At 70.1% G+C, this 19887-nt stretch carries 14 protein-coding genes; 7 read left to right on the forward strand and 7 right to left on the reverse strand.

Annotation, left to right across the window (positions count from 1 at the left end):
• Positions 1 to 89 precede the first annotated feature (89 nt).
• The 3 genes from WMF14_RS07605 to WMF14_RS07615 all read right to left on the reverse strand — a co-directional run bounded on the left by WMF14_RS07605 (position 90) and on the right by WMF14_RS07615 (position 5557).
• Positions 90 to 2393, reverse strand: a complete 2304-nt coding sequence (locus WMF14_RS07605; RefSeq protein WP_437804158.1) for a di-heme oxidoredictase family protein — start codon at positions 2391 to 2393, stop codon at positions 90 to 92.
• Between the two features lie 79 nt (positions 2394 to 2472).
• Positions 2473 to 4050, reverse strand: coding sequence for a DUF1552 domain-containing protein (locus WMF14_RS07610; RefSeq protein ID WP_437799620.1), 1578 nt, complete (start codon positions 4048 to 4050; stop codon positions 2473 to 2475).
• 52 nt (positions 4051 to 4102) lie between these two features.
• Positions 4103 to 5557 carry a DUF1592 domain-containing protein gene (locus WMF14_RS07615; RefSeq protein WP_437799622.1) on the reverse strand — a complete coding sequence of 485 codons (1455 nt, stop codon included), beginning with the start codon at positions 5555 to 5557 and terminating at the stop codon, positions 4103 to 4105.
• 351 nt (positions 5558 to 5908) lie between these two features.
• On the opposite strand from WMF14_RS07615, the gene WMF14_RS07620 reads away from it, so the two are divergent.
• Positions 5909 to 6763 (forward strand): LamG domain-containing protein, encoded by an 855-nt coding sequence (locus tag WMF14_RS07620; RefSeq protein ID WP_437804160.1) that lies wholly within the window; start codon positions 5909 to 5911, stop codon positions 6761 to 6763.
• Positions 6764 to 6766: 3 nt separating this feature from the next.
• Here the strand turns inward: WMF14_RS07620 and WMF14_RS07625 are convergent, their stop codons facing one another.
• The 4 genes from WMF14_RS07625 to WMF14_RS07640 are packed head-to-tail and all read right to left on the reverse strand — an operon-like array spanning position 6767 to position 9487.
• Complete coding sequence (locus tag WMF14_RS07625) at positions 6767 to 7786, reverse strand: hypothetical protein (protein WP_437799624.1); 1020 nt, start codon at positions 7784 to 7786, stop codon at positions 6767 to 6769.
• Positions 7787 to 7795: 9 nt separating this feature from the next.
• Positions 7796 to 8710, reverse strand: a complete 915-nt coding sequence (locus tag WMF14_RS07630) for a hypothetical protein (RefSeq protein ID WP_437799626.1) — start codon at positions 8708 to 8710, stop codon at positions 7796 to 7798.
• On the reverse strand, positions 8703 to 9329 hold the full coding sequence (locus tag WMF14_RS07635; RefSeq protein ID WP_437799628.1) for an RNA polymerase sigma factor: 627 nt from the start codon (positions 9327 to 9329) through the stop codon (positions 8703 to 8705). The genes WMF14_RS07630 and WMF14_RS07635 overlap by 8 nt, the downstream gene beginning before the upstream one ends.
• Entirely contained in the window at positions 9326 to 9487 is a 162-nt protein-coding gene (locus WMF14_RS07640; protein ID WP_437799630.1) for a glycosyl hydrolase, read from the reverse strand. The genes WMF14_RS07635 and WMF14_RS07640 overlap by 4 nt, the downstream gene beginning before the upstream one ends.
• Positions 9488 to 10549: 1062 nt before the next feature.
• Here WMF14_RS07640 and WMF14_RS07645 point away from each other — a divergent pair.
• The 6 genes from WMF14_RS07645 (at position 10550) to WMF14_RS07670 (ending at position 19771) form a co-directional block, all read left to right on the forward strand.
• Positions 10550 to 11068, forward strand: coding sequence for a hypothetical protein (locus tag WMF14_RS07645; RefSeq protein WP_437328108.1), 519 nt, complete (start codon positions 10550 to 10552; stop codon positions 11066 to 11068).
• A gap of 1323 nt (positions 11069 to 12391) precedes the next feature.
• Entirely contained in the window at positions 12392 to 13018 is a 627-nt protein-coding gene (locus WMF14_RS07650; protein WP_272101010.1) for a hypothetical protein, read from the forward strand.
• A complete protein-coding gene (locus WMF14_RS07655; RefSeq protein ID WP_272101011.1) occupies positions 13009 to 14046 on the forward strand; it encodes a hypothetical protein in 1038 nt (345 codons plus the stop codon). The genes WMF14_RS07650 and WMF14_RS07655 overlap by 10 nt, the downstream gene beginning before the upstream one ends.
• Positions 14047 to 14213: 167 nt before the next feature.
• Complete coding sequence (locus WMF14_RS07660) at positions 14214 to 14675, forward strand: response regulator (RefSeq protein WP_437799633.1); 462 nt, start codon at positions 14214 to 14216, stop codon at positions 14673 to 14675.
• 5 nt (positions 14676 to 14680) lie between these two features.
• Positions 14681 to 17530, forward strand: a complete 2850-nt coding sequence (locus tag WMF14_RS07665) for a response regulator (protein WP_437799634.1) — start codon at positions 14681 to 14683, stop codon at positions 17528 to 17530.
• A gap of 93 nt (positions 17531 to 17623) precedes the next feature.
• Positions 17624 to 19771: a TonB-dependent receptor plug domain-containing protein gene (locus WMF14_RS07670; protein WP_437799636.1), complete on the forward strand. Its 2148-nt coding sequence runs from the start codon at positions 17624 to 17626 to the stop codon at positions 19769 to 19771.
• Positions 19772 to 19887: the final 116 nt, after the last annotated feature.

Raw genomic sequence — 19887 nt, forward strand, 5'->3', positions numbered from 1 at the left:
AAGGCCGAAGGAAGGCGGGGGCGGGGGGAGGGCGCTCTTAGCGAGCGCAGAAATGGGGGCGCTCGGAGCGAGGGCAGAAGGGCGAGCGCTCAGAGCGAGCGCAGGAAGGCGACAACCGCGTCGCGATCTCCTGCCGGGAGCACCATGAAGCGCTGCTTCGCGGCGTCCGCCTCGCCGCCGTGCCACAGGATCGCCTCGACCACGTTCCGCGCGCGGCCGTCGTGCAGCAGCTGGGTGTGGCCGTTCACGGCCTCGAGCAGCCCGATGCCCCACAGCGGCGGCGTCCGCCACTCGCGCGGCCCCGCGAGGTGCTCGCTCGTCGACGTGTCCGCGAGCTCTTCTCCCATGTCGTGCAGGAGCAGATCGCTGAACGGCTGGATGAGCTGATCCCGCAGCTCGACGAGCGGGTGGCGGCCCCCCGTCTTCATTGAGGGCACATGGCAGCTTGCGCACCCTGCCTGGCTGAACAGCGCCTCACCGCGCTGGACGGTTGGGTCCGCCGTGTCGCGGCGCGGCGGCACGCCCAGCATGCGCATGTAGGTCGCCAGCCTGTCGAGATCGTCGTCGGCGAGCTCGGGATCTCCGCGCGTGCCGGCCTGGCAACCCGTCTGCGCCTCGCCGCACTCCTCGACCGGGAACAGGCTCGTCGTCACGCCCATGTCCGCCACCAGCGCGTCGGCGACCTGATGCGGTACGCTCACCTTGCTCGCCTTCCAGCCGAAGCGCCCTAGTCGCAGCGCCCCCGAGACCGGGTCCGGGATCAGGTTCGGACGGCCCGAGATACCGTCCTGGTTGCAATCCATCCCATCTGCGCGCTCGAGCAGCGCGTCCTCCGCGATCGCCTCGAGAAGGCCCATGCCCACGAGCGGGCGGGCAACGCGGACCGAGTAGCTCGCGATCGGCCCTGCGGAGAGCCCGTCGAAGCGGAACGTGGGCTTTCGCAGGACGTACGGCGTGCCATCGGGGAACTGCCCGGGTTCCTCGGTGTAGGCCACGGTGGCCGTGCCCTCGCTGGCGCCGCCGCCCTGCGCCTTGTCCTGGAGCTGCCGGCCGTAGCTTGGATCTGCGGCGGGCCGGCCGTCCGCGTTCGCTCCTGCGCCGAACACCTTCACGACAGCGGTCTCCATCGCCTCGCCGGGCTCGGGCGGGGCGCCGCGACCGTTGTTGATGTGGCAGCTCACGCACGCCGCCTGGTTCGAGAGCGGCCCCGCCTTGCCGGCTTGCTCCTCGAAGACGGGGTTACCGCCCTCGCTGTGCTCGCCGGTGGCAAAGTCCGTATGGAACAGGCGGCGCCCCTCGAGGAAGGGCTGGATCGAGCTCTCCTGGATGTTGAGCGCCATCTGTTCGTAATAGAGATGAGGCTCCTCGTAGATGTACGGTATCGTCCCGTCGCCGCCCGACAGGGCCACTTCGTTCGCCTCGTTGAACGGCGTCAGCTCGCCGCTGCCGACGCGGTAGCGGAACGTGTCGCTGTAATAGCTCGTCCTCCCCTCGACGGTGCCCGCGTCAAGGAACACCCCGAACTCGAACTCGAGCAGGTCTCCCTCGCGGATCTCCCTGCTCTCCCGGGCGTTGCGATCCACGACGAACTCCCAGTGGGTGCTCGTGATGCGCTCCATGCCGTTGTTCGAGTCGAACACGTTGCCCTCGCCCGAGTACCAGCAGCGAAAATTGATGGTCTGGTTGTTCGATGCGTTGGCCTTGGGGAGCCAGGTGAATTTGATGGTGCTGCCGCCCGCCGGGATCGTGTCCTCGACGATGAACTTGTAGCTCCGGTTCTCGAAATAGCGCGGCTGGTAGGGGCTGAACTCTTCCTCTTTCTCGTGGCGCCCGCGCACGCGCCCCGCGGCCTCGAGCGTGATCGTCCCATCGGCAGCCATCGTGGTGATCGGCCTGCCCTCCGTCGCCGAGGGGAACAGCGGCGAGATGGCGCCGTCCACGCCGGAGCACTCGCCGGGATCGACCTGGCCGCCGTCGCAGGCCGGCGCGGGCGGCGCTTCCGCAGAAAAATAAGTGAAGATCGCCTCGATGTCGGCCGTCGCGATCTGCTGCTCGCCGAAGGCCGGCATACGCGCTTTCCCCGTGCGCACCTGCGCCGTGAACTCCTCCAGGGTGCCGTCGAAGGCGAACAGATCGGGGAACCCGCCGGCCGGCTTGCCGTGGGCGCTGTGGCACCCGCCGCAGTTCAGCGCGAACGCCTGCGGCAGCGCTGGCCCGTCGTTCGTCTCCACGCAGGGCGGTTCGCCTGGCGGACCGCCTCCGTCGCCCGGCGAGGGCGACTCCGGCGCGGGCGACTCCGGCGCGGGAGACGCGGACGACGGGTCGCTCGAGCACCCGAGCTCTGCTGTGCAGGTCGCGAGCAGCCCGAGCGCGACATGGAGACCCCCGGACACCAACCGACGTGAGCGGCTTTCGAACATTGCGTTTCGACCTCCGGTGTGAGCCCATCCATCGAGACCGTGACCCGCAGAGCTACCGCAGGATCTCCTCGAGAAGCGCGTTCGGCACGCCGCGGCGATCCTCGCCGAACGACGCGACGCCGAGGTTGTAGTACTGGTTCATGAGGGTGAACCACAGATCGCGGAGCTGGCGATCCTGGCCGAGGGGGCCATACGCGACGTGCGCGTCGTTCAGGAAGACGCCGTCGCCGCCCAGGAGGACGATGGGCAGATCGTACGCGTCGTGGTCGTGCGTACGCATCTCGCTCATGTAGACCATCACGGAGTGATCGAGCACCGTCCCGTCCCCCTCGGGGATCGCGTCGAGCCGCTGCGCGAGTTGCGCCGTCTTCTGGCCGAGCCAGCAGTTGATCGCCGCGAAATCGAGGTTGCTCTCCTCGACGACCGCGTAGCGGCCGCCCTCGTCCGTTGTGCCCAGGTTGCCGGGGCCGTGCTGGCAGGCGTGATAATGCAGGCTGCTGCCCTCCCTGTACTCGAGGCCCACCTTCGCGCGGACGTCGGCCGGGATGCACCGGTACTCGAACTCCGAGCGCGCGTCGTCGAGCATGTGGGTTATCACGCGCGTCACGTCGCATTGAATCGCCATGACGATGAGATCGATCATGACGTTCGCGTGATCATCGTGTTTGTACTCGCCGGCCTCCGTGCTGTCGTTCTCGTTGAGCCCCTCCTGCTGGCCCGGCGGCTCGGGGACGACTCCGGGCTCGCCGATCGGGCTGCAGCCCAGGCTCGACGGGGTCATCGTCGACTGGATGCGGGTCACGTTCTTCTCTGTCTCTCGCAGGGCGTCCAGGTACTGCTGGACGACCTTGCGATCGTCGGAGCCTACCTTGCGCATGAGCGAGTTCGCGTCCGCGAGCACGGCGTCGATCACGCTCTTCTCGGTCGCCGCGCGGCGCTCCGCCTCGATCCTGGCCTGCTCGTCGGTCTGCCCTGGCACCGAAGGCGCGCTCGCGGCACCTGCGTTGATGAGCGCGTCGAACACCGCCTTCGGGTTGACCGAGCGCTTCAGGGGCTCGCGCGGGCTCTTCCAGGAGACGGCCTGATTGTAGGCGTAGCTGCGCCCGTCGAAGAAGCCGGGCTTCACCCCGAGCCCCGTCTGCAGCGACGGGATGCGGGTCGCCTGCTCCGGGCCTGCCTTCTGCACGATGAGCTGGTCGACCGAGATGCCGTTGCCCACCCACTCGCCGAGATCCTGCCCCGCGGCCCTCCCGAGCTCATCGGCGTCCACGCAGGTCGACAGCGCGGCCATGCAGCGCGAGTGGGACGGCTCGAGGAACGCGTTCTGCTCCTTGCTCCACGTGTGGTTGCCGAGGCGGCTTATCATGAGCATCTTCGATTTCACCGGCGCGAAGTGCTCGAGCACCCTCGGCAGCTTGAAATCGGCGCCCTTCAGCGTCTTGCCGAACGCGGGCGCCGTCTCCCACCAGTGGTGGGGCGCCCCGTTCGGGAACGTGCAGAGCAAGAAGCGCTTCGGCGTGCCGGGCTCCCCGGCGCGCGCCCTGCGCGGGGCGAGGCTCTCGAGAAACGGCAGCGCCAGGCAGACGCCCGCGCCGCGCAACAGGTTCCTGCGTGTCATTCCGCGTTTCATGTGCGCATCGCTCCTTCGTGCCTGGTTCCGTGAGGAAACAACGCCTGCGGCTTCACTTCGCCCCGACCTTCGCCGCGCGGAGGCGGAACGCGTCGCTGGTCACCACCTGCTTCACCAGATCCGCGATCGTCCCCTTCTCCCAGCGCGCGGCGATCTCCTTGAGCGTGTCCCTGTCGCCGCCGCTCGGGCGCCGGCGCAACGCATAGGTGAAGAGCTGCTCGGAGGGGCAGATCCCCAGCTGGGGGTCCTTCTGGAGCTCCGGGATGAGGCCCGAGATGTCCTGGAACTCCGCGCTCCCGTACTTGCCTGTCGCGTCGACAGCGTCCCCGTTCGGGTACTCGGTCCGGTAGGCGCCGATCGGATCGAAGTTCTCGAGGCTCAGCCCGATGGGATCGAGGAGATCGTGACAGCCCGCGCAGTCGGGCGACTCGCGGTGCTTCTCGAGCTTCTCGCGGACGTTGTCGACGGGGCCCGAGTCGCCTCCCGCGGCCTCGAGCTCCGGGATATCCACGCCGGCGGGAGGGGCCAGGTCGGCGCAATAGAGCTGCGCCAGGATCGTCTTCGCGCGGGACGTGGGGGAGGTCCGTTCGGCGCGGGAAGACAGCGTGAGGAACGCGGGGAGCGTCAGGAACCCGCCGCGCCCGGCCTCGGGGTCGTTCGCGTAGAGCGGCGCGAGCAGCGGGCTCTCCGGGTGGGGCGCCGTCAGGAACTCGGACCACGGCCGCTCGCCGGTCGTGAAGCCGGTGAAATAGGCGTTGGCCTGCTCGATCATCGCGCCCTTCACCTTGTCGTTCCAGCCCGGGAACAGCGTCGTGTCGACGGTGTGGCTCGGGAGCGTGCGTGTCCCGAGCCACTGCCCGAAGAAGTTCTGGAAGAACGCGGCGCTCTTCGGGTCGGACAGCATGCGGTCCACCTGCTGCCGGAGCTCGTCCTCGGTGGCCAGCTCGTCGCTCTCTGCGGCGTCGAAGAGCTCCTCGTCCGGGAGTGAGCTCCAGAGGAGGTACGAGAGGCGCGACGCGATCTCGTGGCCGCCGAGGGCGCCCGGCGATCGCTTCGAGTCGGGGCCGACCTCGATCCGCAGGAAGAAATTGGGCGACGTCAGCAGGGTCCGGACGACGTGCTGCACCGCCTCGACGGGGGACATCTCGAGGGTGGTGCGCGCGTCGGCGTACTGCGCCGCGTACCGGTCGACCTCCGCCGCCTCGAGCGGGCGCCGGAAGGCGCGCAGCCCGAAGCGCTCGATGATCTCGCGCGCGCACCCGTCATCCGCGCCCTCCGCCGGGTCGCATACGAGGATCCGGGCGCGCTGCGCCTCGTTCGAGAACGCCTCGGCCGCCAGCTTCTTGGCGGCGTCGTAGTACCCCTGGACGAGGACCTGCGAGAGGCTCGAGAGCGCGCTGGCGTTCGCGTCGAAGCCCTTCGCGCCGGAGGCCGGGAATCCGTCCGCCGGCCGCAGGCGCGTGCCCAGGAGGTGGGCGACCGTGTTGTTGTACTCCGATGCTGTCATGTGGTGCAAAGGCATCCCGCCTGGCGCGGCGGCGTCGTCTCCCGGTTCCAGCCCCGGTCCCGGAGCGTCGTCGCCTCCGAGGATGCCAGTGCACGAGATGCTCAAGAGACATCCCCCGGCGACGAGCCAGGGACTTGCGAACACTCGGTCAAGTCGGCACATCATGGTCGGCTCCCGCGTGTGGAATCAGCACTCTCCCCCTCGTTGCCGGGGCGCGCGCCTTTCGTGATCGAATCGACCGCACGCCCGCGCTAGGATCAGCCCGTGTCGTGCGCGCGGAAGACTACGATGATGGCGCTGCTCCTCGGCTTATCCGGATGTGGGGCAGATGTGGAGATTGCGGTGGGTCGTATGACTCCGGCGTCGACTGTGGGCGGCGGCGGGGAAGGTGGTAGTGGGAGCGGGGAAGGGGGGCGTGGTGGTGGGGCGCCGAGCGGCGGTGAGGCGGGCAGCGGCGGCGAGGCGGGCAGCGGCGGCGAGGCGGGCAGCGGCGGCGAAGGGGGCAGCGGCGCGGCCCCCTGCGATGCGCTGCCGTCGCTGGCTCATCGGTACTCGTTCGACGGGGTGGGGGCGCTCGTCGCCGATACGGTCGGCGGCGCCGACGGTGAGATCTTCGGCGGCGCGAGCCTCGACGGCGGAGGGGTGCTCACCCTCGACGGAGAGGACGACTACGTCGATCTGCCCGCGGGTCTCCTCACGGGGTTGAGCGACGTGACCGTCATGGTCTGGGTCGCCCGCGACGGCGGAGGGGCGTACCTGCGCGTCGTCGACTTCGGCATCGGCAGCACGGGTGAGGATCCCGTCGAAGGCGACGCGAGCGTTGGGCGGTCCTACCTGGTCATCACCCCCTCGACGGGCTTCGATCCGCCGGGTATCGCCGCGCTCGCGAGCGACAGCGGCGCCGCGGGTCAGGTGCAGGTCGCCACCGCGCCCACGCTCGATGACGCCGAGATCCATCAGCTCGCCGCGGTCTTCGACGGCGCGGCGGGGACCCTGGCGCTTTACCTCGACGGTGCGCTCCTCGGCAGCACGCCGGTCGGCTTTCCGCTCTCGGCGATCCAGGACGCGAACAACTGGCTCGGGCGGTCCCACTTCGATCAGGATCCGTATTTCGGAGGGCATTACGACGAGCTGCGCCTCTACCGCGGGGCGCTGGCCGGCTGCGCGATCGAGGCCGCGTGGCGCGCGGGCCCGGACATGCCCTGAGGCTCAGAAGGCCAGCGCGAGACCGAGGCGCGCGCTGAGGCCTGCGGCCGGGGGGCGGTAAACGATGCCGTCGAGGTTCTCGACGACGAAGCGGGGCCGCCTCAGCGGGACGACGGCGTGCAGCGCGCCCTCGACGCTCACGGGAGCGGCGATGCGCCATTCGAGCAGCGCGCCGAGCCCGGCTGCGAAGATCGGCGTCGTGAGGGTGAAGGGCTCATCGACGTCCCGCCCCCTGGAGCGGAGCCAGTGCTGGCGGCCGAGCGCGCAGACGTAGACGCGGACGGGGCCCTCGAGCGGGAGCGCGCACGCGTCGACCTCGACGAACCAGAGCCGGAACTCGGCGCCCGCAGCCTGCCCCGCGATGTGGCTCGAGCTCGACGGCACCACGCCGGCCGCGCCGTCCGCGCGGAACCAGCCGCTGCGGATCCCGCCGCCTGCGGCGAGCCCGACGCCGATCGTCGGGACGAGCGCCTGCTCGATCTGCGCGCTCATCCAGAGCGCTCCCTCCACGTCGCGCTCGTTCGTGGCGGACGGCCGCGCCGCCGCGGGAGGTGGGCGGCGCGGCGCGGGAGACGGCGGGCGCGGCGCGCTGGCGGCGGGGGCGGCGATCGCCTGGGGTGGCGCGGGCTGCGCGGCAGCGCTCCGCGCGACAGCGTCGGGATCGATCGACATCGCGACGATCAGCGCCGCTGCCCGCGACATGGATGCGCAGTCGTCGCCATGGATCACCCGCTCGCCCGGCGCCGGCGCGCGGATGCGCAGGTCGAGCCGGAGGCGCTCGCCGCGCTGGCGAGCGATCGCGATCTCGACCTCGATCGGCTGGCGCTGCTCCGACGTCCCCAGCAGCCGGGCGATCTCGTTCCGGACCTCGTCGACCGGCGGGCACCCCTCGGGCGCTTCCCAGCGGAGATCGATGGTGCGCGGCTCGGCGGGCGCCGCGAGCGCGCGCGCGGGCAGGAGCCCTGCCGCGACGATCAGCGCCGGCAGGATCGACGGCGCATGCGCCCACCTTGAGACGTGCACCCGCGCACTCTACTCCTCCTGTCCGCACGCGGCGCGCACGCGCGTCGCGAGCGGCGAGCCTGGGCTCTTCGCGAGCAGCCTCGCGGCGATCGCCCTGCCGGACGACGCGCGGCCGGAGCGGCAGAGCGCGATCGCGCGCGACGCCTCGCGCTCGGTCGAGAGCACGCCCCTCGGGTACCTGCTGGCGTGCTCGTCGAGCTTCGAGAGCGCCTGCGCGAACTGGCCCGCCTGCAGCGCCTGCTGCGCGTCGCGGAGCAGCGCGATCTCCGCGTCGAGCCCCTCGGAGCCCTGCCTCGCTGCGGCCGCCGTCCGTGGCGTGCGCGGCGCGATCGCGCGCGCTGCAGCGGCCGCGGGCGCGGCGCTGGTCTCGGCGAGGGCGCTGGCCTCGGCGGGGCCGTCGGCCTTGACGGAGGCGCTCGCCTCGGCGGGCGCAGGCGTCCCGTCGCCCAGGGCGCTGGAGGGCGCGGCGGCGCGCTCCGCTCGGGGCGCCTCGGCCGCGCCCGTCGCTGCTTCCAGCGCGCGTTGCGCATCGGGCGCCTCGCCCGGTGTCGACAATGTTGGGAAGTAGAGCGCGGCCCCCGTCGCGAGGCCCACGACGAGCGCCGCCAGCCCGATCTTGATCGGGGCGCCGAGCAGCGTGATGGCCGCGCCTTGTGCGACCGCGGTGCTCGCGCCCGCGGCCATGCTCGCGGCGGCGGGACCGACGGCGTGCGCAGCCGCGCCGGCGCTCGCGGAGCCGGCGGCTCCGGCGCCCGCGGCGCTCTCGGCGCTCGCGGCGACGGCCGTGGCCGTGGCCGCCGTCCCTGCGAGGCCGAGCCTCGCCCACACGGCCGCGCGCATCCGACGTCTGTCGTCCTCGGTCGGCTCGTCCTCGTCACGAAGGGCGTTCAGGAGCGCTCGCTCCCCGGCCCGCAGCTCATCCATTGCGGCCTCCTCGGATCCTGGCGTGGTGGCGGTGCACCGCGTCGGAAAACGCCTGTCGAGCGGCCCTCAGCCGCGCATAGACGGTGTTGACGTTCACCCCGATGCCCCGCGCGATCTCCGCCGCCGGCATCTCTTCCAGCTCGGCGAGGAGGAGCACCACGCGCTTCTCCTCGTCGAGCGACGAGAGCAGCTCGTGCGCGACGCGCGCGGCCTCCGCCCTCGTCATGGCCTCGTAGGGGCTGAGGCTGCTCGGCCCCGCGAGCAGCTCGGGATCCACGGTCTCTCCTGTCCCGCGGTGGGCGGGGCTCTTGCGGCGCAGCGATCTCCGGTGCGTCTGCACGACGTTCACGACGATCCCGAAGACCCACGTCTTCAGCGACGAGCGGCCCAGGAACTCCGGGAGCCGCCGGTGCACGACGACGAACACCTCCTGGCACACGTCCTCGTGCGCCGAGGCGTCCACGCCGAGCCGGCGCACGGTCCGCCAGACGAAGGGGAACATCTCCTCGTAGACGTCGGCGAAGTCGAGCGGCGCGGCCTGCACGCCGGCCGCCGGGACGGCGGACACCGCGCCGGCGGGCGGAGGCGTCGACGGAGCGACCGCCGCGCGGGCCGTCACGAGCTGCACTCCTCCTCGTGGGGCAGCGAGACGTAGAGCTCGCCGAGCGTGGTGACCTCACCGCGCGCGCCGAGCAGGTCCACGTTGGGGATCGCGTCGGTTCGCCCGGAGAACCAGGCGTACCGGAAGACGTCGGGGTCCGATTCGAGGAGAGGCACCGCTTCTCGCATATACGCCGCCTGCGCTTCGAGCGACCGATCGCCGCTCGTCTCGTGGATATTTCCAGTGCCGCCGCTCCCGGTCGCGGCTGAGGGGAGCGTTTCCTCCACGCAAGCCACGGAGAAGAGGATCCCGAGCAGAGGGCTGATACCGCAAACGAGGGCTTGGCGAGCTCGGCGCATGGGTCGAGGGGCTGGTGACCGGTGCCGCCGCGTTCCGTGAAGGAAAGTGGAGGGACGGGGGGCGACGTGCATCGGGCGGTCGTCGATGGGCTGGCGCTCCACGGCTCGCGGGCGGATCATCCGCTGCGGCGCACCGCGGCCGACAGCGCGCACCTCCGGGCGCTTGACGGCCGCGAGGAGTGCGCCGAGGAAGATCGGATGACACCCCCTCGCTGGCTTGCCGCGCTCGCGGCGCTCACCGTTCCGTTGGCGGTCTCGGCGACGGCCTTGACCCAGGGCGACGCTCCCCTCCCGCCGCCTCCTCCTCCAGAGCCGCTCCCGTCTGCCTCCGCGCAGCCAGCACCGCCGCCGTCTCCTGCGCCGACCCCGGTGCAGCCCGCGCCCGCGCCTGCGCCTGCGCCGACGCCAGTGCAACCCGCGCCTGCGCCGACCCCGCTGCCACCCGCGCCTGCGCCGACTCCGGTGCAACCCGCGCCTGCGCCGACTCCGGTGCAACCCGCGCCAGCGCCGACTCCGGTGCAACCCGCGCCAGCGCCGACACCCGTGCAACCCGCGCCAGCGCCGACACCCGTGCAACCCGCGCCAGCGCCGACACCTGTGCAGCCCGCGCCAGCGCCAGCGCCAGCTCCCACGCCGTTTCCGCCGCCATCTCCCACGCCGGTGCCGCCTGCGCCGCGGCCTGCGCCCGCGCCGCGGTCCACACCCGCGCCTGCGCCGCCGTCCGCGCCGCGGCCTGCACCCGCGCTCGCGCCGCCGCCTGCGCCGCGGTCCGCGCCGGCGGCGGACGCGCCCGCTCCGGAGCCGCCCGCGCCGGTTCCGCCGGCTCCGGCCGCTCCCGAGGAGAAGCCGACGGAGCCCGAGGACGGCGAGAAGGACGGGATGCGCTTTCGTTTCGGTACGTCGCTCAGCGGCGGGATCATCGAGTCACCCACGGGCGCGGGGGCCGTCTTCGCGCTCTCTGGCCGGCTCGGTGTCCAGGTCAACCACTATTTCGCGATATACTACCAGAACACACCGATGGTGACGCTCACCCCCGAGAGCACCGAGAACAGCGCTGGATTCGAGGCGGGGTTCATCGACTACAACTCGGTGCTCGCGGGCTTCACGCTGTTCCACTTCCTCGATCTCGGCGCGGGACCCTCCATGGATTACGTGGCCGTCGCGACCTGCGGCGCGGAGGTCCCGGAGGGCGGCATCCCGCTCCCGAGCGCCGGCTGCGAGAGCACGGCGGCCTGGTACTTCGGCGCTCACGCGCGGGGCGCCCTGATCCTCGGAGGCCTTGCCGGGAGCGGCGCGCGGCGGAGCGGTTTCGCGATCAGCGCGGATCTCCACCCGGTGTTCCTGCCAGACGGGCCGACGTTCACCTTCACGCTGGGCCTCGGCAGCGAGTGGTACTGAGACGAGGGCGCGCCGGAGCGCGGCGCGCCGCGTCGCCGGGCGAGCCGCTCCGCTCGCCCGGCGCTCCGGGCAGAGGCGGGCAGCGGTTTGCCCGGCCGCTGGCTGAGTACTGAGTATCCTTCGAGTGGAACCTTCGTTCTCCAGGTCACGAGAGTTCCTTGCAAATATGCCGGGTCCCAGGGCGCTCTGCCTCACGTCTGCGCGGCGGCCGGCGCCAGCGTCTCTGTGGCGCGCCGTCCGCTGTGATCCGCGACACCCCGACCCTGCGGCCGCGGTTCGCGAGGGTTGCTGTGCGGCGACCGGATGGACTACAATCCCGTTGTCGGAGCGATTGTTGGCCGGACGCCGCACCGGAGAGCTGGACGCCGCGATCGTCCTGCGCCAGCGGCAAGCGCCGGCAGGAGAGCGCCAGCGGTAGGCGGCAAGCAGAGCGCCAGCGGTAGGCAGTACGTAGAGCGCCAGCGGTAGCCGGTGAGCAGAGCGCCAGCGGTAGGCGGTAAGTAGATCGAGCGCGAAGCGCGACTCTTCGATCTCGGTGGCGGGGAGCGGCGGCGCACCCGGGGATTCTGCTGTTTGTGCATGACAAGGTGAAATACCCGAGCATCACGATGCACCATCGCTCACCATGTAGGCTGACGAAGCATGATGTATCGCGCGAATCCGGGGCGCCATCTGCTGCTTTCTCCGAGGTGCCGTCTCTTGCTCCCGCTGTGCGGGGGGCATGGCGCCCCTGGGGCTCGAGATCGAGCCCTGACACCGAGGGGCGTGAGGAGCGTGTCAAGCGCTCGCCCCCGTGGTTTGCGCGTGCGGCGGTGCCGGTGCGGTCGTGCTGGCCGGCTGCGGGCGGGGGAGCGGCCGTCGGGTGTCGTCACCCTCTCCGACGTCCCCATTTCGCCAAGCTCGGTGGGGACGCGGGGGCGCCTCCCAGGGGGCGCTTGACAAAGAGGGTTAACCATCGGCTACGCTGCCTACCATGATGACCGGGAGGACATGAGCCGGGTGGAAACCAGCTGCAGGCGCTCCATGGGGGCACGGCGGTCAGCGGTCGAGCGGGCCGTGGGGCACCTCGCGTGTCGAGCGCGAATCGCAATCCGCTGGGCGTCATCGTGGATGCCACGAAATAACCGCGCGGCTCCTCCGGTCCGGCACGGGGGATTTCGCTCACTCCTCAGGACTCTCGCCGAGCGCGCCTGGCCCGACAGGACCGGAGTTCCGGCTCGCCCGGGGCTCCGATCGAAGCGCGCGCCGATGGTCCTGCTCGGGGCGGCGCTGCTCATTGGGTGCTGCCTTCTGCTGCTCAGCCCGCCGACCACGGCTGGGCCCGTGGCCACGCTCTATGTGTATGCGGTGACACCGCTTCGCGCTCGCGCCCTCGAGCAGAAGATCGAGGAGTCGATGCCCGGCGTCGATGTCACCGTGTTCGGAAAGTTGAGCGATTTCAAAGCAGCGCTCGAGTCGACGCCGCCCGACGCCGCCCTCTCGCCGAAGCCGGTCCTGGCTTCGCTCAATCGGACCGCCGACATCCAGGGCATGAAGGCCGGGAGCGACGCGGAGCAGTACCTCCTGGTCTCGACGAGGGCTCTCACCAAGGAGATGCTCTCGGGTCTCAGATATGGGATCGTCGATCTGGTCGAACGAAAATCGCTCCCTAAGTTCGTAGCGGGGCTGCTGGGTGTGAGCGCTGCGCCCGAGGTCCAGCGCGTCACGAAGATCGAAGACCTCCTGCAGCTGCTCCAGTTCCAGACGGCCGACGCAGTTCTTCTCCCGGAGCGATTTCGTTCTGACTTCGAGTCGAGAAGCAAGATGACGTTCACGATCCTCAGCCTCTCGACGGCGAAGGTCGGGCTGGTGGCGGTCACGTTCCTGAGCGAGCGCCAAACGGTGGAGAGCGCGATCCGGAGGCTTCCGAAACACGTGCTCGCCGATCTGGGGGTTGACGAATGGAAGTAAGGTCGACGCGTCCCCTCTCTCGGCGCTCGCTGCTGCGGGCCTCCGCCCTCGCGGGGCTCGTGCTGTCCCTGAGCTGTTCGTCGGGTCCGGCCACGCACGTGGCCAGCGACCCGGCGCCGTCGCTCAAGGCGCCGCCTCCGGACGCGAAGCCGGTCATCTCCGTCATCGCCCCCTCGGATCCGCAGCTCGACGACATGCTGAGATCGCTCCGCGTCGAGCTGTCCGGGGAACACCATGTCATCACCTCGCTGCTGCGCAGCGAGGAGTCGAGCCCTGACCTCGTGGCGCGGATCGTGGCCCGCGATCGTCCGAAGGCGGTGGTGCTTGTCAACAACTCGACCGTGCTCCTGTATCGCGAGTGGGCGCGCACCGTCCCGACCCCGCCGGTCGCGCTGATCTTGATGGCGTCCTTCGCCGAGGAGCTCCAGCGCACCGTCCCCAACTCGGTCGCCATCTCCTACGAGGTGCCGGCGGTCACGGCCATGGTGGGCCTGCGCACGCTGGGCCTCGACGCACATCGGGTCGGCGTCGTGTACCGCCAGGGCTTCGCGGATCACATCGCGCGACAGGAAGCGCTCATGCACGTCGAGAAGCTGGCCTTCGTCAAGGAAGAGCTCTCGAACAAGCCACGCGTGCAGGACCTCCGCGCCGCGCTCGTGAACCTCCAGCGGGCGAAGGTCGACGCGATCTGGCTGCCGAACGACAATGGCCTGCTGAGCCCGAGGTTCTTGACGAACGTCTGGCTGCCCTATGTGGACCGGCTCGGCGCTCCGGTGGTCGTGGCCGTGCGTTCGCTCGTGAACGAGCACGCGGAGTTCGGGACGTTCGCGGCCATCCCCGACACCCAGGCGCTCGCGGTGCAAGCGGCGGATCTCCTCTACGAGCTCGCGGACGCGGACTGGAAGCTCCGGTCGTCGGGCGTCCGCCTTCCCATCTCGGTGAAACGCCTGGTCGACGTGAGGCTCGCACGGCGCTTCGGCCTGAATTCCAGCCAGTTCGGCCAAGTTGACTTTCTCATCGGTAGGTGAGCGCGTATCGGGGGGAATGGAGGCGCCGTGCGATTACCTTTCCAACCGGGCACATGGTCACGATGCGAGGGGCTAGCTCGAACCATCGAGCTCCCCGGCTCGCCTGCCATCTGCTCGTCGCATGGGGAGCGTCGCACGCGTAGCTGCCATTCCTGGAGCGCGCCGTCATGATCCGGGTGCTCGTGATCGATGACGACGACATCGCTCGCGAGGCGATGCGCGCCGTCCTGGTCAGGGCCGGCTTCGACGTGGTCGAGCTGGCCACGCCCATCGGCGCGACGGCGGTCATCAAGCGAGACAAGATCTCCGTGGTCGCGCTCGACATCAACATGCCGACCATCAACGGCGACAAGCTGGCGAAGCTGCTCCGCGACAACGCGCAGCTCTCGAACCTGGGTATCGTCCTCGTCTCCAGCTGTGATATCGACAAGCTGAGCGCGATCGGCGAGAAGGTCGGCGCCGACGGCATCGTCTCGAAAGCGAAGCTGCACGTCGCGCTGGCGCCGGCGGTCGAGCGCGCGGTGGCCGCGCGCGCCGGGAAGACCAGCCCGCCGCCGCCTTCGTCAGCGGGGTCTTCTGCGGCGTCGTCCTCCTCTAACCCGCCGCCCTCGATGAGGCGTCCAAAGTAGAGTGCATGGCAACCCCGAACACCCACGGCTCGCTCCGCATCAAGCTGCTGCGCCTGATCCTGGGCGCGCTGCTGCTGCTCGGAGGCACCACGCTGCTCGCGAGCGGCGCGCTCATCTATTCGACGGATCGTGCGGTCCAGGCCAAGCGTGAGCAGGAGCTCCTGAGCGGTCTCGAAGAGAAGGCGCGCCTGCTCGGCTTCAATCAGGCGCTGGCGCTGCGCAGCCTGGTGGCGGACAACCTCTTCGGGGATGTCAAGGCGCTCATTCACCAGACCGTCTCCGAGAACAACGACATCGCCTACGGGTTGTTCTTCGACGCGGAGAACCGGGTCTGGGCCGCGAGCGGCCTGGCCCGGGTGCCCACCTCGAACGACGCGCCCAGCCCGGCGGCGCCGAACTTCACCGCGGCGGACCTGGAGTCCCTCGGGATCAGCACCGCGCACCAGACCCGGCTCGTGCTGCGGCGGCGGCAGAACCCCCTGGGCGGGGATGACGTCCTCGAGGTCGCGGCCCCGGTCATCTCGGAGGGGACCCACGCCGGGACCGTGATCTACGGCATCAGCACGAGGAGCGTCGTCGAGCGCATGGTCCAGGCCCGGGACCTCGCCGCGAACCGGCTCGTGACCACGCTCGGCCTGATCGTGGCGCTGATCCTCGGCAGCGGGGCGGCCAGCTATTTCCTCGTCAAGCGGGTCGCTGTCCACATCACCGAGCCGCTGCTCGCGCTGCGCACGGCGGCGGGGGCCATCGCCACCGGGCTCCGCTCGAGCGCGCCGTCGACCGAATCGCCCATCGTGGATCGGAAGAAGTGGGAGCGCGTGCAGATCACGAGCGGCGACGAGCTCGAGCTGCTCGGAGCGGCCTTCAACAGCATGGTCGAGGCGAACGAGCAGGCGTTCGAGGAGCTGCGCGTGAAGACCGAGCAGGCGCTCGAGGCGTCCCGGATGAAGAGCGAGTTCCTCGCCAACATGAGCCACGAGATCCGGACGCCGATGAACGGGATCCTCGGGGTCATCCGGCTCATGCAGAACCAGTCGCTCGACGGCAAGATGCGGCGTTACGTGGAGACCGTCGACGCCTCCGCCAACACGTTGATGTCGATCATCAACGACGTGCTCGACTTCTCGAAGCTCGAGGCCGGCAAGTACGTGGCGCAGCACGTCTCCTACGATCTGCGCCTCGTCATCCAGGAGGTCGCGGAGCTGATGGCGAGCCAGGCGCACGAGAAGGGCCTCGAGCTCGTGTACCGCGTCGAGCGCCGCGTCCCCACCGGCATCGTGGGCGACCCCGACCGGTTCCGCCAGGTGCTCACCAACCTGGTCGGCAACGCGATCAAGTTCACCGAGCGCGGGGAGGTGCTGATCGACGCCTCGACCTCTCAGCAGGACAAGGCCACGGCGCTCATCAAGCTCGCCGTGGTGGACACCGGCCCCGGCATCGCGCCCGACGATCAGAAGAAGCTCTTCGCGGCCTTCTCGCAGGTGGACGGCTCGCTGGTCCGCAAGCACGGCGGCACGGGCCTCGGGCTCGCGATCAGCAAGCGCCTCGTCGAGGTCATGGGCGGCGAGGTCGGCCTCGACAGCACGCCGGGGCAGGGCAGCCGCTTCTGGTTCACGATCAGGGTCGGCGTCACGGCCGGAGGCGAGCAGATCCGCTCCGCCGAGTGGGCGAGCGGGCGCCGCGCGCTCGTGGTGGAGAACAGCAGGAGCTGGCGCGACGTCGTTGTGGAGCACCTGGTGGCCTGGGGCTTCGACGCCGAGTCCGCGACCTCCGGCAGGGACGCCATCAATCGGCTCGAGCTCGCGGTGCTGGAGAAGCGGCCGTTCAGCGCCGCCGTCGTCGGTGTCCAGATGGACGATCTCGGCCTCGAGGAGTTCCTCAAGACCATCCAGTCGGTCCCGGCGCTGCAGACGCTGCCCGTGGTGGCGCTCTACCACATGGGATCGAGCGTGACGTTGAGCGGGATGGACTCCAGCATGGTCACGCAGCTCCCCAAGCCGCTCCGCGTCTCCGAGCTGTACAACACGCTGCAGAGCGCGCTCACGGGCGCCTCGACCCCGCCGCCGAGCAAGCCCGGCGCGGAGCCGGGCAAGATCGCGAGCAAGCTCCCCGTGCTGGTCGTCGATGACAACGAGATCAACCGCTACGTGGCGATGGAGCAGGTGGAGCAGCTGGGGCTGCGCGTGGAGACCGCGTGCAACGGCCAGGAGGCTCTCGAGTGCGTCAAGCGGAAGCAGTACGTCGCCGTGCTCATGGATTGCCAGATGCCCGTGATGGACGGGTACACCGCCACCCAGGAGATCCGCGCCTGGGAGCGCTCGAGGAATCGCCACACGGTGATCATCGCGCTGACGGCGCACGCGCTCGTCGGCGAGCGGGACCGGGTGCTCGCCGCGGGGATGGACGATTATCTTGCCAAGCCGGTGCGCCCTCAGTCTCTGCAGAAGACCTTGTGGCGCCACGTGGTCCTGAGCCGGGAGGAGCCCGGGTCGTCTCCGTCTCTCTCCGCCGCCGCGACGGAGGCGTCGAGCGCGCCCGTGCTCGACCCGGAGGTCCCGCGCTCGCGGAAGCTGATCGAGCTGGTTCTCAAGAACGTCCCGGCGCAGCTCGATGGCCTGGAGGGGGTCATCCGGAGCGCCGTGGCTGCAGAGATCAAGGCGAACGCTCACAAGCTGAAGGGCAGCATGCTCTCGATCGGCGCGGGACGCGTCGCGGAGCTGGCGGAGAAGATGCAGCTCGAAGCCGGTCAAGGCGAGCTGCCGCAGGCCCGCGACCTCGCGCGGATACGTGACGAGTTCGACGCCGTGAGCGTTGCCCTGAAGGAGGAGCTCGCCGCGACCGCCAAGGCGACGTGACGATCGCGCCGAATCGACGATGGACGAAGGTCTGGAGCCCACTGAACCCGCATGATGCTTGCCTCACTCGAAACCAGGTGGATGGTCGCGCTGGTGATCGCTTCGATCCCCGGTCTCGCATGGGCCCAGCCGACGGCCGCGACGGCGCCGGCAGCGCCGAAGGCGGTGGGGGGTGAGCGCCGGAACGACGCGCTCGAGGACGTCGACCTCTTGCGGCTGCTCGACGTCGAGGTGTCGACGGCCACCAAGACGCTGGAGACCCTCGACGACGCGCCCGCCATCATGACGGCGATCACCGCGGAAGAGATCCAGCGCTGGGGATATACGAGCGTCGGCGAGGTGCTGGAGCACGTCGTCGGGTTCTACCTTATCGACGATCACATCCTGCCGAACGCCGGCGTGCAGGGGATGACGGGCGGGCTGGGGGCCGAGAGCGGCGGGATCAAGGTGATGATCAACGGGCGATCGGCGGCGTTCCGGACCACCAGCGGCAACTGGCTGGGCACGGAGCTGATACCGCTGTCGGCCGTCAAGCAGATCGAGATCGTCCGCGGTCCGGCGTCGGCGCTCTATGGCGCCGATGCGTTCCTAGGGGTCGTCAACATCATCACGCTCGATCCGGAGGACATTCCCTTCGTCGACGGCACGGTGCAAGTCGGCGTGACGAGGGACCACCCGCGCGGCCGTCTCGACCTGGTGGGCGGCATGTTCACCGATCGCTTCGAGATGATGCTGACGGCCGCGGGGGAGCTCGATGATCGAAGCGGCCTGGAGATGCCTACCCAGTCCCCGGCGGCCCTCATCCCGCCCTACAACGCGGGGCGCCTGGACGCCCAGAACCTCGAGCGCATGTCGGGGGTCGTCGGGGCGCGCATCGGGTTCCGCAGCCCCGAGCGTGGGCACCACCTCAGGCTCAGCGCCTACTGGTCAGGCCTCCGGCGCGGCGGGGATTTTGCGCAATGGGCACAGCTCACCGGCGGGACGGACGACGACGGGAACCGCGCCGGCACGGTGGTCAGCCTCCAGCAGCGTCGGGTGGCGGTCGACGGGCTTTTCCAGCTGAACCGGGAGCTCGCGTTCGCGGTGCAGGGGATGTACTTCCAGGGCGGCGTCCTGCCGGCCGATCGCGTGGACGTCGCCGGCGGCTGGTATTACATCGAGCGGCGCATGGCGTATCGCGGCGTGGACGCGAACGTCGAGGCCCGGTGGATGCCATGGGACCGATTCAACCTGATATTGAATCTGGAGTCCGTCTACGACAAGGAGGACATGCCGTCCTTCCGTCGGGTCACCAAGGAGACGGGGCAGTCCTTCGGCTCGCCGGAGCGGGAGCGGCAGTCGGCCGAGCTGGTCGACATCGGGGCGCTCCTTAGCGCCAACCTCAAGGTGCTCGATCCATGGCTGAAGCTCACAGGCGGGCTCCGTTACGATCACCACAGCAAGTATGGCAATCAGCTGACCGGTCGATTCGGGGCGACCTCGCACCTGGGGAAGACGGTCGTGGCCAAGCTGCTGTACGGCAGCGCCTTCAAGGCGCCCTCCCCGTATTTGCTCTTCGCCCAGCCGCTCGTGCCGGGCGACGTGATCGGGAATGAGCGCCTGTCGCCTCAGCTCATCCACACCGTGGATGCGGAGCTGACGTGGAGGCCTGCTGTCTGGGCCTCGGCGAGCACGGGGGTGTCGTACAGCCTCTTGAACGACAAGGCAGAGTTCGTCCCGCGGGGCATCAACCAGACGGCCTTGAACGTGTCCAGCCAGAAGTCCTTGATCTGGGCGACCCGCGCCGAGCTGCGGCACGGCGACGCCTTCGGGGGCTACGGGTCGTTCGAGACCGTGCACTCCACCCGGGAGTCCGGCCAGGTGGGGTACCAGGCGGATCTGGTCGGCTCGTCGATGGTCGCTTACCCGGGCTGGATCGCCCGTGCCGGGGCCTATGTGAAGCTGCCGTCGCCGAGCTCCGTGCCGCTGGAGCTCTCGACGCAAGGGATCCTCGTCGGGCCCCGGCGGTCCGCGGAGGCGAGCACCCTGGAGGCCGGCGGCGCGTTCGAGCTGCCCACGTACCTCAGGTGGAACGCCAGCCTGGTCGCGCGCAACCTGTGGATCATCCCGGGGCACGAGACGACCCTGGCCGTGCGCGCCAAGAACATCCTCGGCACCTTCGGCCCGGATCCCGGGTTCTCGGGCTTCGAGTACCCGCTCGCGCCCCGCGAGATCTTCTTCGAGCTACGACACCGTTACTGAGCACCGAAAACGTCGAGATGGGCCCGTTTCCTGTGCGGGCGACCGCCGCGACGCGATCGGCGCACCTCAGCGCCCTTTCGTGCGCTTCCGCGCCGAAAACGCCGATCTGGGCCCGT

Source organism: Sorangium sp. So ce693 (assembly GCF_051521375.1).
Classification (GTDB): Bacteria; Myxococcota_A; Polyangia; order Polyangiales; family Polyangiaceae; genus Sorangium; species Sorangium atrum.

Coding starts and splice junctions, on each gene's coding strand:
- WMF14_RS07610 (WP_437799620.1), bottom strand. CDS start 4,050: ATGAAACGCGGAATGACACGCAGGAACCTGTTGCGCGGCGCGGGCGTC.
- WMF14_RS07615 (WP_437799622.1), bottom strand. CDS start 5,557: ATGACAGCATCGGAGTACAACAACACGGTCGCCCACCTCCTGGGCACG.
- WMF14_RS07620 (WP_437804160.1), top strand. CDS start 5,909: ATGACTCCGGCGTCGACTGTGGGCGGCGGCGGGGAAGGTGGTAGTGGG.
- WMF14_RS07630 (WP_437799626.1), bottom strand. CDS start 8,710: ATGGATGAGCTGCGGGCCGGGGAGCGAGCGCTCCTGAACGCCCTTCGT.
- WMF14_RS07645 (WP_437328108.1), top strand. CDS start 10,550: ATGCGCTTTCGTTTCGGTACGTCGCTCAGCGGCGGGATCATCGAGTCA.
- WMF14_RS07655 (WP_272101011.1), top strand. CDS start 13,009: ATGGAAGTAAGGTCGACGCGTCCCCTCTCTCGGCGCTCGCTGCTGCGG.
- WMF14_RS07660 (WP_437799633.1), top strand. CDS start 14,214: ATGATCCGGGTGCTCGTGATCGATGACGACGACATCGCTCGCGAGGCG.
- WMF14_RS07665 (WP_437799634.1), top strand. CDS start 14,681: ATGGCAACCCCGAACACCCACGGCTCGCTCCGCATCAAGCTGCTGCGC.